Genomic DNA, 11,886 nt, shown 5'->3' with positions numbered 1-11,886 from the left:
CGATGTCGACCGCGCTGGCGGTGTTGAGCACCAGCTGCGAGCCGTCCGCCAGCACCATCGACTTGCGCTCGCCGGTGGCCGTGGCGACGTCGGCGCGCCACTCGCGCCAGGGCATGTGGCGCCATGCGAGCCAGCCGGCCGGCGCGGCCAGCAGCAGCGCGCCCAGCATGCCCATGCCGCGCCGGCGGTTGGGTCTTTGCAGGGCCTGGAAGGTGTCCTTGCCGATGTCGGGCGGCACTTGCGCGAACACGCCCAGCATCGCCTCGGCCCGCGCCCAGGCCTGGCCGTGCGCGGGGCTCTGCTGGCGCCAGCGTTCGAAGTTGGCCTGCGCACGCGCAGCGTCGTCGCCGTAGCGCAGGGTCAGGAGCCAATCGGCGGCTTCGCTCAGCAGCGCGGGGTCGGGCGCGGCGTGGGCCTGCAGCGGCGGCTGGCGGTTCATCGCGTTCGGGCCGTGTGCCGCTCAGGCAACCGACATGCAGGCGACCAGCGCCTTGTGGATGTGGCGGCGCACCGTGATCACGGGCATGGCCACGCGCTCGGCGATCTGTGCGAGCGTGAGCTCGTCGAACTGCGCGAGCAGGAAGACCTGCCGCGTGCGCGCCGGAAGGCTGGCGAGCATCGCCTCGATGCGCAGCAGCGATTCGATGATGAGCATGCGGGCTTCGGGCGACGGCGCCTGCGGCTCGGGCAGGTGCGCAATCGCCTCGAGGTAGGCGCGCTCCACCTCGCGCCGGCGCCAATGGTCCGCCACCAGCCCCTTGGCGACGTGCGTCAGGAACGCGCGCGGCTCGTCGCCGAGCGGGGCGGTGCGCGAGGACACCATGAGCCGCACGAAGGTGTCGTGCGCCAGGTCGGCCGCATCGCAGGCGTCGCCCAGGCGGCGGCGCAGCCACGCCAGCAACCAGCCGTGGTGGTCGCTGTAGAGCGCTTCGATGGGGGTGACGGAAGGTCCGGCCGCGGGCATGGAGGGCAGTTCTGGAAGGCGGGCTTGGAACGACTGAAATGCGAACCGTTCGCAATTGTAATGGTTTAGTTCCTCCGTGGGGGTCGCTCGGGCCTCACCTCCGCCCGGCATACATCAGGGAATCTACGGATATATGATTCCCCGCATGGTCTTGATTGAGTTCAATTTTTGTATACAAATAACGCACCCATAAAGACGGCGCGAAATTTGCGTCAAAAAGTCCCTCATCCCAACCATGCACGAGGAAAGACCATGAGCACAGTCGCCAGCCATGCCCCCGCCGGGGCCAGCGAAGCCGGCATCGCGCCGCACGCGGAATCGAACGCCCTCATCAAGCCGGGCTACGACCCGCGCCTGACCAACGAGGACCTCGCGCCGCTCAAGAAGCAGACCTGGGGTCAATACAACATCTTTGCGTTCTGGATGTCCGACGTGCACAGCGTGGGCGGCTACATCACGGCCGGCAGCCTGTTCGCGCTGGGCCTGTCGAGCTGGCAGGTGCTGGTGTCGCTGCTGGTGGGCATCGTGATCGTGCAGTTCTTCTGCAACCTGGTGGCCAAGCCCAGCCAGGTGACGGGCGTGCCCTACCCCGTGGTGTGCCGCGCCTCGTTCGGCGTGCTGGGCGCCAACATCCCGGCCATCATCCGCGGGCTGATCGCGGTGGCGTGGTACGGCGTGCAAACGTACCTGGCGTCGGCCGCCTTCATGGTGCTGGCGCTGCACATGGCGCCGAGCCTGGCGCCATATGCCGATGTCGCGCAGCATGGCTTCGTCGGCCTCTCGGCCCTGGGCTGGGTGGCGTTCATGGTCATGTGGGTGCTGCAGGCCTTCGTGTTCTGGCACGGCATGGAAGCGATTCGCAAGTTCATCGACTGGGCGGGCCCGGCCGTGTACGTGGTGATGGCCGTGCTGTGCGGCTGGCTGGTGTGGAAGGCCGGCTGGAGCAACATCGACCTGAACCTGGGCGGCATCAAGTTCCAGGGCTGGGACGCGCTGCCCGTGATGCTCTCGGCCATTGCGCTGGTGGTGAGCTACTTCAGCGGCCCGATGCTCAACTTCGGCGACTTCTCGCGCTACGGCAAGAGCTTCGACGCGGTGAAGAAGGGCAACTTCTGGGGCCTGCCGATCAACTTCGTGTTCTTCTCGCTGCTGACCGTGATCACCACGGCCGCCACGCTGCCCGTTTTTGGTGAACTGATCACCGACCCGGTGCACACCGTGGGCAAGATCGACAGCACCACCGCCGTCGTGCTGGGCGCGCTGACCTTCATGATCGCGACCATCGGCATCAACATCGTGGCCAACTTCGTGTCGCCGGCCTTCGACTTCTCGAACGTGGCGCCGCAGCACATCAGCTGGCGCACGGGCGGCATGATCGCCGCGGTGGGTTCGGTGTTTCTCACGCCCTGGAACCTTTACAACAGCCCCGAGGTCATTCACTACACGCTCGACGTGCTGGGTTCGTTCATCGGGCCGCTGTTCGGCATCCTGATTGCCGACTACTACATCGTGCGCAAGCAGCAGATCGACGTCGACTCGCTCTACACCATGAGCAAGCAGGGCAAGTACTGGTACAGCGGCGGCTACAACCCGAAGGCGATCCAGGCGCTGGTGCCCTCGGCCCTCGTGCCCATCCTCTGCGTGATGGTGCCGACGCTGCGCGGCGCCGCCAACTATGCGTGGTTCATCGGCATGGCCCTGGGCTTCGTGCTCTACGTGCTGCTGAACCGCAACAACAAGAATTGAAACACTGACTGAAGAAGGGAGCGCGCCGTGCGCATCAAGATCATCAACCCCAACACCACCTGGAGCATGACCGAGAAGATCGGTGCCTGCGCCCGCGCGGTGGCGCACGCCGGCACCGAGATCGTGGCCGTGAGCCCGGCCATGGGGCCGGTCTCCATCGAGAGCCACTACGACGAGGCGCTGGCCGTGCCGGGGTTGCTGCAGGAGATCGCAGCGGGCGAGCGCGACGGCATCGATGGCTACGTGATCGCCTGCTTCGGCGACCCGGGCCTGAAGGCCGCACGCGAGCTGGCGCGCGGCCCGGTGGTCGGCATCGCCGAAGCGGCGATGCACCTGGCCAGCATGATCGGCAGCCGCTTCAGCGTGGTGACCACGCTGGGCCGCACCATGGGCCAGGCCTGGCACCTGGCCGAGATCTACGGCATGGAGCGCTTCTGCGCCAACGTGCGCGCCTGCGAGCTGCCGGTGCTCGAGCTCGAAGAGCCCGGTTCGAATGCCCGCGAGCGCATCGTCGACGAATGCCGGCGCGCGCTCGAAGAAGACGGCGCCGACTGCATCGTGCTCGGCTGCGCCGGCATGACCGACCTGTGCGCGCACATCGAGCAGGTGCTCGGCGTGCCCGTGATCGACGGCGTGGCCGCGGGCACCAAGCTCATCGAATCGCTGGTGGCGCTGAAGCTGCGCACCAGCAAGCGTGGCGAGCTGGCAAAGCCTTTGCCCAAGCCGATCATTGGCGCGCTCGAAGGCTTCACGCTCACGCGCTGAGCCACAATCGACGGATGCCCCGCGCCAGTTCCAAACCATCCGCCTCCTCCGCCGCCCCCGTTGCCGCACCGGCCGAGAACGGCGCGGCGCCGGCCGACAAGAACAGCTCCATCGAAAGCATCGCCAACGACATCGCCACCGCGATCGTCGAGAAGCGCCTGCCGCCGGGCACCTGGCTGCGTGAAGAAGCGCTGGGCCGCGTCTACTCGGTGAGCCGCACCAAGGTGCGCGCGGCGCTGCTGATGCTGTCGAAGGACAAGCTCATCGAGATGATTCCCGACAAGGGCGCCTTCGTCTGCCAGCCCACGGTGGACGAGGCGCGCGAGGTGTTCGCCGTGCGCCGCATCCTCGAGCGCGAGGTGGTGCGCCTGTTCATCGCCAACGCCCGGCCACGCGACTACCAGACGCTCGAGCAGCACATCAAGTTCGAACGCGCGGCGCTGCGCCAGAGCACGATGGGCACGGTGCGCGAGAAACTGCTGGGCGACTTTCACGTGGCGCTGGCCGAGGCCACGGGCAACCACACGCTGGCCGAGATGGTGCGCGAGCTGGTGGCGCGCAGCTCGCTGATCGCGATGCTGTATCACTCGTCGAACGACCCGCACTGCTCGTCCGATGAGCACTCCGACTTTCTGCGCCTGTGCCGCAAGGGCGACGTGGAAGCGGCCGCGACCTGCATGATCGAGCACCTCGAACGCATCGAGGCGAGCCTCGAACTGGGCACCGAGAAGCCCGACCGCCAGCTCGACCTGGTGAAAGCGCTGCTGGCCTGAAAGGCCCCCTGCCTCGCCTCAGCGTTTGGGCTTGGCTTTCGGCGAGCGCTTCTTGGGCGCGCGCGGAGCGGGGTCATCCGTTGGGACGGCGACCTCTTCCAGGCGTTCCGCACTTGCAATCAGTCCGCGCAGGAACACCATGATCAGCCGCCCCGAGGGATCGGGGCGCGTGCTCATGCGCTGCAATGCCAGCCCGTGCGACAGGGCCATGAAGGCTGCGGCCAATTCTTCCGGTGCGGCGGGAAGCGTGCGCCCGAGCTTGTTGAACAACTGACCGATCACGCCGCCGATTTCGGACCGGTGCCGGTCCCACACCTTCTTGTATTCCTGCGCGAAGCTGCGACTGCGGTTGGCATGCAGCTGAAGCTCGATGGAAAGCATGCACCAATCGGCATCGTGATTGAGTGTGGAAGCCCAGGCTTCCAGCTCGGCAAGCATCTGCTCGGGCTCTTGCCGCTCGTCGCCCATGGCCTTGAAAAGCTGCAACGCTTCCGCTTCCATGTGCCGACGCAGCAGCTCCAGCAGCACGTCTTCCTTGCTCGAAAAGTTCGAATAGAAGGCGCCTTGGGAGTAGCCCGCCTTGTCCGCGATGTCGCGGATCGACGCGCCCCCATAGCCGTTCGACACAAACAGCTGCTGCGCGGTTTCGATCAGGCGCTCGCGCGTCTGCGCCCTGCTTTCCTCGCGGGTCAGGCGCGTTTTGGCTGTCGTCGGGGTCATGGCCGAAAAGATATCACATGAACTTTGGATAGCAGCTGGCTGTCTTTCGCCCGCTCGGCGCGCAGCCCGGAAGTCACTTTCAAATATCACTTGATATTCAGGAATGGCGACGCTACATTCAAAACTCGTTTGATTTTTGAAATTCGATTGATATGGAAAAACCCAAAGCGCTGAGGACCGCGTTCGTCACCGGCGCGACCGGCCTTCTCGGCAACAACCTCGTGCGCGAACTCGTCGCGCGCGGCGTCTTCGTCAAGGCCCTTGTTCGCTCGAAGGCCAAGGGCCAGCAGCAGTTTGCGGGGATGAAGGGCGTCGAGCTGGTGCAGGGCGACATGGCCAATGTGGGCGCGTTCTCCAGCACGCTGCAAGGATGCGACGTGGTGTTCCACACCGCCGCGTTCTTCCGGGACAACTTCAAGGGCGGCAGCCACTGGGCAGAGCTCAAGCGCATCAACGTGGACGGCACCCGGCAGCTCATCGAACGGGCTTACGGTGCCGGCATCCGGCGCTTCGTGCAGACCTCGTCCATCGCGGTGCTGAACGGCGAGCCGGGTGTGCCCATGGACGAGACCTGCCTGCGCGACCTGGCGGATGCCAGTGACGACTACTACCGCAGCAAGATCATGGCCGACCAGGTCGTGCTGGCCTTTCTGGGCACGCACCCGGACATGCATGCGAGTTTTGTGCTGCCCGGATGGATGTGGGGGCCGGCCGACATCGGACCCACCTCGTCAGGACAGTTCGTCAACGATGTGGTGCTCGGAAAACTGCCCGGGCTGGTGCCCGGCAGCTTCTCCGTGGTCGATGCCCGCGACGTGGCACAGGCGCAAATTTCGGCCGCGGAACACGGCCAGCGCGGCGAGCGCTATCTGGCAGCCGGCCGCCACATGACGATGCAGGAATTGGTGCCCCTGGTGGGAAAGATCGCCGGCATCCGCACGCCGACACGCAACCTGCCCTTTCCGCTCCTGTACCTGCTGGCGGCGGTGCAGGAGCTCTATGCGCGGGCCACCGGCAAGCCCATCTTGCTCAGCCTGGCCACCGTGCGGCTCATGCGCAAAGAGGCGGGACGCAGCCATTTCAACCACACGAAGAGCGAGCAGAAGCTTCAACTGAAGTTTCGCCCGGTCGAGCAAACCGTGGCCGACACGCTCGCCTGGTACCGCGGCAATGGCTGGCTGCCCGGTGTGCCGACCCGAACCGAATCCTGAACGAAGAAAAAAGACCATGACAAACAGATTGATCCTCAAACTCTCGGCGGCCTTCGCGACTGTTCTTTGCATCGCGGCAGCGCCGCACGCATCCGCGGCCCGGAGCCTTCCTGCTGCCAAGGCCGCGCCCAGCATGGCCGAGTTCTGCAACAAGGGGCAGGCCGAGTATCCGGACGGCGTCGCCCGCATGCACCCTTCGTTCAAATTCAACATCTGCTGGTGGCTCGAGGATGCCGGCATCGAAGCACGCACCTTCGACGACATCGCCGCAGCGTTGCCGGAACACACCGGACCGTCGCAGGCGGTCTGGCAGGCGACGTTCAACAAGCCCGCCCAACTGCACCTGGAACGCGCCCGCGCATTCGAAGCACAAGCCAACAACGCCGCCGCATCGGCCGAATACAAGAAGGCCGCTTTCTACCTTCGGATGAACCGGCTTCCCAAGCGTGTGCCCACGCCCGATCTGCAGGCGACCGAACGCGCCCATGCGCTGCTGGGAAAGCCGCTGCAACGCATCGCATTCAAGGCCGGCGCGAAAGAGTTCACCGGCTACTTCCGTGCGCCGCCCGCACGGCCGGGCCGCAACGAGAAGCTGCCGGTGCTGGTGATTCTTGGTGGCCTCGACAACCTGAAGACCGAGATGATCCGGCACAGCGACTACTTCATGGGTCGGGGCTTCGCCACCTTCATCGTGGAGAACCCGGACACCGGCGAGAACCCGCTGGCGTTCCGTCCGGAGTCGCACGTCATGTTCGACGCCGTGGCCGACTACATCAAGACCCGCAGCGACCTGGACACGAGCCGGGTGGCCGTCTACGGCTGGAGCATGGGCGGCTATCTGGGAACGCTCGGCGGCTTGAGCAACGACTTCTACAAAGCCGTCGTCAATGTGGGCGGCCCCAGCGATGTGAGCTTCGGACAAGCGCATTGCAAGGTGGCGCCTGCCTGGATCGTCGCGCCCTACACCGTGTTCGCGAACATGAATCCGCAGACCACGCCGCGCGAAGCGATGTGCGCGTACTACGAAGCCTTCCAGCTCTCACGCCAATTGAAGAACCCCACCGCGGTGCAGCTGCGCAAACCCATCCTCATGGTGAACGGCGCGCTCGAAGACCTCGTCTCCAGAGACGAGCCCGCCGCGCTTTCGGCGCTGGGCTTCAACGTGACGCAACTCGTCTTCGGGGAAGACGGCCACACGGCGGAATCGAACATGAGCGAGCACTTCGAGTTCACGGCGAACTGGCTCATGCGGCGACTGAAGATGGGAGACTGATTCGGGTTTACCTGAATCTGGATTGCCGCATAAATTGTATACAGTTTCGCGTACACGACTGGTGTGCGCGACGGATCTCCGGCGCGCATCACTGCTCCCGTTCCCCTCGCCGCGCCAGGAGACAACGATGACGGCAGATTCCCTTTCCAGCAACGTCCATCCCGTGGACCAGCGCCTGCCTTCGGGCAAGCTCGCGGCCCTCGGTCTGCAGCACGTGCTCGTGATGTACGCAGGCGCCGTCGCGGTGCCGCTCATCGTGGGCCGTGCGCTCAAGCTCTCGCCCGACGAGGTCGCGCTGCTGATCTCGGCCGACCTGTTCTGCTGCGGCATCGCCACGCTGATCCAGGCGCTGGGCGCCACGCAGTGGTTCGGCATCAAGCTGCCCGTGATGATGGGCGTGACCTTCGCCTCGGTGGCGCCCATGGTCGCCATCGCCAACGCCAACCCCGGGCAGAACGGGGCGCAGCTGCTGTTCGGCGCCATCATTGGCGCGGGGGTCATATCGATACTGATCGCGCCGCTGGTGAGCCGCATGCTGCGGTTTTTTCCGCCGGTGGTGACGGGCACGATCATCGCGGTCATCGGCATCAGCCTGATGCGCGTGGGCATCAACTGGATCTTCGGCAACCCCGTGGGCCCGACGGCGCCCGCGCTGGTCGACCCGGTGTACGCCAAGTGGCTGGCCGAGGTCACCTCGCCGGGCAGCTCGATTCCTGCGGTACCCAAGGGCTTCGCGATCATGCCCACCGTGCCCAACCCCAAGTACGCCGATCTGTCGGGCTTCGGCGTGGCCGCACTGGTGCTGGTGTCGATCCTCTTGATCGTGAAGTACGCCAAGGGCTTCATCGCCAACATCTCGGTGCTGCTGGGCATCGTGATCGGCGCGGTGGTGGCGTCGATCACCGGCCTCATGACCTACGAGAAGGTCGGCAAGGCCGCCTGGGTCGACGTCGTGCTGCCCTTCCACTTCGGCATGCCGCTGTTCGACCCCATCCTCATCCTGACGATGACGCTCATCATGATCGTCGTGATGATCGAGTCGACCGGCATGTTCCTCGCGCTCGGCGAAATGACCGACCGCAAGATCAGCCAGAAAGACCTGGCCAAGGGCCTGCGCACCGACGGCCTGGGCACGCTCATCGGCGGCATCTTCAACACCTTCCCGTACACCAGCTTCTCGCAGAACGTGGGCCTCGTGGCCGTCACCGGCATCAAGAGCCGTTATGTCTGCGTGGCCGGCGGCGTGATCCTGATCGTGCTGGGCCTGCTGCCGAAGATGGCCGCGCTGATCGAGTCGCTGCCCACCGTGGTGCTCGGCGGCGCGGGCCTCGTGATGTTCGGCATGGTGGCCGCCACCGGCATCCGCATCCTGTCGGGCGTGGACTTCAAGACCAACCGCCACAACGCCATGATCGTCGCCGTGGCCATCGGCGTCGGCATGATTCCGCTGATCGCCCCCAACTTCAAGCAGTGGATGCCGCATGCCATTCACTCGCTGATCGAGTCGGGCATTCTGCTGGCGTCGATCACGGCCGTGCTGCTGAACCTGTTCCTCAACGGTGCGAAGCACGACGAAGAGGCGGTGATCGCGGCGGCCAAGCACGCCGACGCGCACTGAATGAACTAGATCATCGCCAACGGCGTCTTGCGCTTCGGCACCGGATAGATCCGGTCCAGCGCCGCCAGGGTCGTCGCATCGAGCTGCAGCTCGGCGGCGGCCCTGTTTTCTTTCAGGTGCGCGCTGCGCACCGCCTTCGGAATCGCCGCCACACCCGGCCGCGCGATGACCGCGGCCAGCGCGAGTTGCGCGGCGCTCACGCCGAGTTCTGCCGCCAGTGTGCCCAGTGCTTCGTCGCCTGCCAGCGCGCCCTGGTCGATCGGGCTGTAGGCCATGAGCGGGATGCCGCGTTCGCGCTGCCAGGGCAGCAGGTCGAATTCGGGGCCGCGCTCGCCGAGTGACAGGTGCACCTGGTTGGCCGCGCAGGCCGGGCCGGTGCCGACGATCTGCGCCAGCTCCTGCATGTCGTCGGTGTCGAAGTTGCTCACGCCCCAGTGGGCGATGCGGCCGGCCGCCACCAGTTCGTGCATCGCCTCGACCGTGTGCGCCAGCGGGTGATTGCCGCGCCAGTGCAGCAGGTACAGGTCGATGCGCTCCAGCCCCAGCCGCGCCAGGCTGCGCTCGCAGGCTTGGCCCGTGCCGCGGCGGCTCGCGTTGTGCGGGTAGACCTTGCTGACGACGAAGAGCTCGTCGCGCCGCACATCGCCCGCGCGCAGCGCCTCGGCCACGGCCTGGCCGACCACCGTCTCGGCGCCGCCCTCGCCGTACATCTCGGCCGTGTCGATCAGGCGGTAGCCCAGATCGATGGCCTCGCGCACCGCGGCCACCTCGGCCGCGTGGCGGGTGGCGTCTTCGCCCATGCGCCAGGTGCCGAGACCAAGAACCGGCATCTCGCCGCCGGTGGGGAGTGAAAGTGTTCGCATGAGATCAATGCTACGCAGGCGCTCATGTCGGGTGCTCGGATGCGGGTTATCCGCCCCGTCGCCTTCTAATTTTTCGAAGATCAAGTCAATTTGATGACCATCAATTGCTTATCTTCCGCCGTGATTCGATGTTTTGGCCTTCTCATATTGTCAACACCCCGTGGGTGCCAACCCCCATCGCGCGCCCCCCACCCGCTCCTAGAATTTTTTGACGGCCCGGTGTCACAAGCGTCGGCGCTTTTTTCGAAACGGTTCAGGAACAGGTTGAGTCAATGCAGCAGAAGCAAAAGCACAGGATTGCCGTCATTCCCGGAGACGGCATCGGCGTCGAGGTCATGCCCGAGGGCCTTCGGGTGCTCGACGCGGTCGGTCGGCGCTTCGGCATCGATTTCGCGTACGACCATTTCGACTGGGGTTCCGACCACTACGTGCGCACTGGCCTGATGATGCCGGCCGACTGGGCCGACAAGATCCAGGGCCACGACGCCATCTACTTCGGCGCCGTGGGCGACCCCGCCAAGGTGCCCGACCACATCGCCGTGTGGGGCCTGCTCATCAAGATCCGCCGCGACTTCGACCAGTACGTCAACCTGCGCCCCGTGCGCCTGATGCCCGGCGTGCCCGGCCCGCTGGCGCACCGCAAGCCGGGCGACATCGACTTCCTCGTCGTGCGCGAGAACACCGAAGGCGAATACACCTCGGTGGGCGGTCGCCTGTTCGAAGGCACGCCGCGCGAAATGGCGATCCAGGAAGCCGTGTTCACCCGCGTGGGCGTGGACCGCATCATCGACTACGCGTTCCAGCTCGCCAGCCGCCGCAAGCGCAAGAACTTGGTGGCCGCCACCAAGTCGAACGGCATCTCCATCACCATGCCCTACTGGGACGAGCGCCTGGCCGAAATCGCCACGCGCTACCCCGACGTGGCCACGAGCAAGTACCACATCGACATTCTGTGCGCGCACTTCGTGCAGCACCCCGACTGGTTCGACGTGGTCGTGGCCTCCAACCTGTTCGGCGACATCCTCTCAGACTTGGGCCCGGCCTGCACCGGCACCATCGGCATCGCGCCCAGCGCCAATCTGAACCCCGAACGCAAGTTCCCTTCGCTGTTCGAACCCGTGCACGGCTCCGCGCCCGACATCGCAGGCAAAGGCATCGCCAACCCCATCGGCCAGATCTGGTCGGCCGCGCTCATGCTCGACCACCTGGGCGACAACGACCCCGTGTACGCACAAGCCTCGGCCGCCGTGATCTCGGCGATCGAGACCGTGCTGAGCGAAGGCCCGCGCACGCGCGACATGGGCGGCACCGCCAACACGGTGGACGTGGGGCGTGCGATTGCCGAGTGCATCGCTTCGGCATGACGCCGCCCGGCCTTCCTTGTCGCAGGGAGCGCAAAGCACAGCGGTCGTTGATCGGCCGCCCCCCAGCCGCGTGCTCCGTGCGCAGGGCACTGGGTGCTTCCCGCAGCGAAATTAAGGAGGAGCCGAAGGCGGGGGACATTCGCGGAGGGAAGTACCCGGTGTCCTGTGCACGCCCCCCGAACAGCAACGCCAACCGGAGCCACTGAACCATGGGCCTCTTCCTGCTCAAGCGCACCTTGACGCTCCTCGGCACGCTGATCGGCGCATCCGTCATCGTGTTCCTCGTGCTCGAAATCCTCCCGGGCAACGCTGCGCAGATGCTCATGGGCCCCGACGCCTCGCCCGATGCCGTCGCCGCCCTGGCCACCAAGCTCGGCCTGGACCAGCCCGCGTGGACCCGCTACTGGCACTGGATCGCCGGCATGCTCACCGGCAACCTCGGCGACAGCTACGCCTACAGCTCGCCCGTCATCGACCTGATCCTCGAGCGCCTGGCCCTCACCGTGCCACTGGCCGTAATGGCGATGAGCCTGACAGTCGTGATCGCATTGCTCGTCGGCGTCACCGCTGCCGCGCGCCACAACAAGCT

At 65.9% G+C, this 11,886-nt stretch carries 12 protein-coding genes; 8 read left to right on the top strand and 4 right to left on the bottom strand.

Translation table 11 applies throughout. The features are described 5' to 3' along the window. Positions 1-439, bottom strand: a 439-nt coding sequence (locus AAG801_RS35245; RefSeq protein ID WP_341892599.1) for a DUF4880 domain-containing protein, incomplete at its 3' end; no start/stop codon positions are given. A 21-nt stretch (positions 440-460) separates the two neighbouring features. Further along, complete coding sequence (locus AAG801_RS35240) at positions 461-964, bottom strand: sigma-70 family RNA polymerase sigma factor (RefSeq protein WP_101492708.1); 504 nt, start codon at positions 962-964, stop codon at positions 461-463. Positions 965-1,216: 252 nt separating this feature from the next. On the opposite strand from AAG801_RS35240, the gene AAG801_RS35235 reads away from it, so the two are divergent. The 3 genes from AAG801_RS35235 to AAG801_RS35225 are packed head-to-tail and all read left to right on the top strand — an operon-like array spanning position 1,217 to position 4,248. Further along, complete coding sequence (locus AAG801_RS35235; RefSeq protein ID WP_341892598.1) at positions 1,217-2,710, top strand: NCS1 family nucleobase:cation symporter-1; 1,494 nt, start codon at positions 1,217-1,219, stop codon at positions 2,708-2,710. A 27-nt stretch (positions 2,711-2,737) separates the two neighbouring features. Continuing rightward, entirely contained in the window at positions 2,738-3,475 is a 738-nt protein-coding gene (locus AAG801_RS35230) for an aspartate/glutamate racemase family protein (protein WP_101492710.1), read from the top strand. Positions 3,476-3,489: 14 nt separating this feature from the next. Then, complete coding sequence (locus AAG801_RS35225; protein ID WP_192195515.1) at positions 3,490-4,248, top strand: GntR family transcriptional regulator; 759 nt, start codon at positions 3,490-3,492, stop codon at positions 4,246-4,248. 18 nt (positions 4,249-4,266) lie between these two features. Here AAG801_RS35225 and AAG801_RS35220 read toward each other — a convergent pair whose 3' ends face one another. Next, positions 4,267-4,968, bottom strand: a complete 702-nt coding sequence (locus AAG801_RS35220; RefSeq protein ID WP_341892597.1) for a TetR/AcrR family transcriptional regulator — start codon at positions 4,966-4,968, stop codon at positions 4,267-4,269. Between the two features lie 152 nt (positions 4,969-5,120). Here AAG801_RS35220 and AAG801_RS35215 point away from each other — a divergent pair, with 152 nt between their 5' ends. The 3 genes from AAG801_RS35215 (at position 5,121) to AAG801_RS35205 (ending at position 9,070) form a co-directional block, all read left to right on the top strand. After that, positions 5,121-6,179, top strand: coding sequence for an SDR family oxidoreductase (locus AAG801_RS35215; RefSeq protein WP_341892596.1), 1,059 nt, complete (start codon positions 5,121-5,123; stop codon positions 6,177-6,179). Between the two features lie 16 nt (positions 6,180-6,195). Further along, the gene (locus AAG801_RS35210) at positions 6,196-7,452 is read left to right on the top strand and encodes a prolyl oligopeptidase family serine peptidase (protein WP_341892595.1); all 1,257 of its coding nucleotides are present in this window, start codon (positions 6,196-6,198) and stop codon (positions 7,450-7,452) included. Positions 7,453-7,579: 127 nt separating this feature from the next. Continuing rightward, positions 7,580-9,070, top strand: a complete 1,491-nt coding sequence (locus AAG801_RS35205) for a nucleobase:cation symporter-2 family protein (RefSeq protein WP_153285518.1) — start codon at positions 7,580-7,582, stop codon at positions 9,068-9,070. Between the two features lie 5 nt (positions 9,071-9,075). On the opposite strand, the gene AAG801_RS35200 is transcribed toward AAG801_RS35205, so the two are convergent. Beyond that, a complete protein-coding gene (locus tag AAG801_RS35200; protein ID WP_341892594.1) occupies positions 9,076-9,933 on the bottom strand; it encodes an aldo/keto reductase in 858 nt (285 codons plus the stop codon). 272 nt (positions 9,934-10,205) lie between these two features. On the opposite strand from AAG801_RS35200, the gene AAG801_RS35195 reads away from it, so the two are divergent. Beyond that, positions 10,206-11,297, top strand: a complete 1,092-nt coding sequence (locus AAG801_RS35195) for a tartrate dehydrogenase (protein ID WP_341892593.1) — start codon at positions 10,206-10,208, stop codon at positions 11,295-11,297. A gap of 209 nt (positions 11,298-11,506) precedes the next feature. Next, the coding region (locus tag AAG801_RS35190) for an ABC transporter permease (protein ID WP_341892592.1) at positions 11,507-11,886 on the top strand (380 nt) is incomplete at its 3' end.

The sequence above is a fragment of the Variovorax sp. YR752 genome (genome assembly GCF_943372545.1).
The sequence above is the reverse complement of the archived record's forward strand: the minus strand, read 5'-3'. Positions and strand labels throughout refer to the sequence as shown.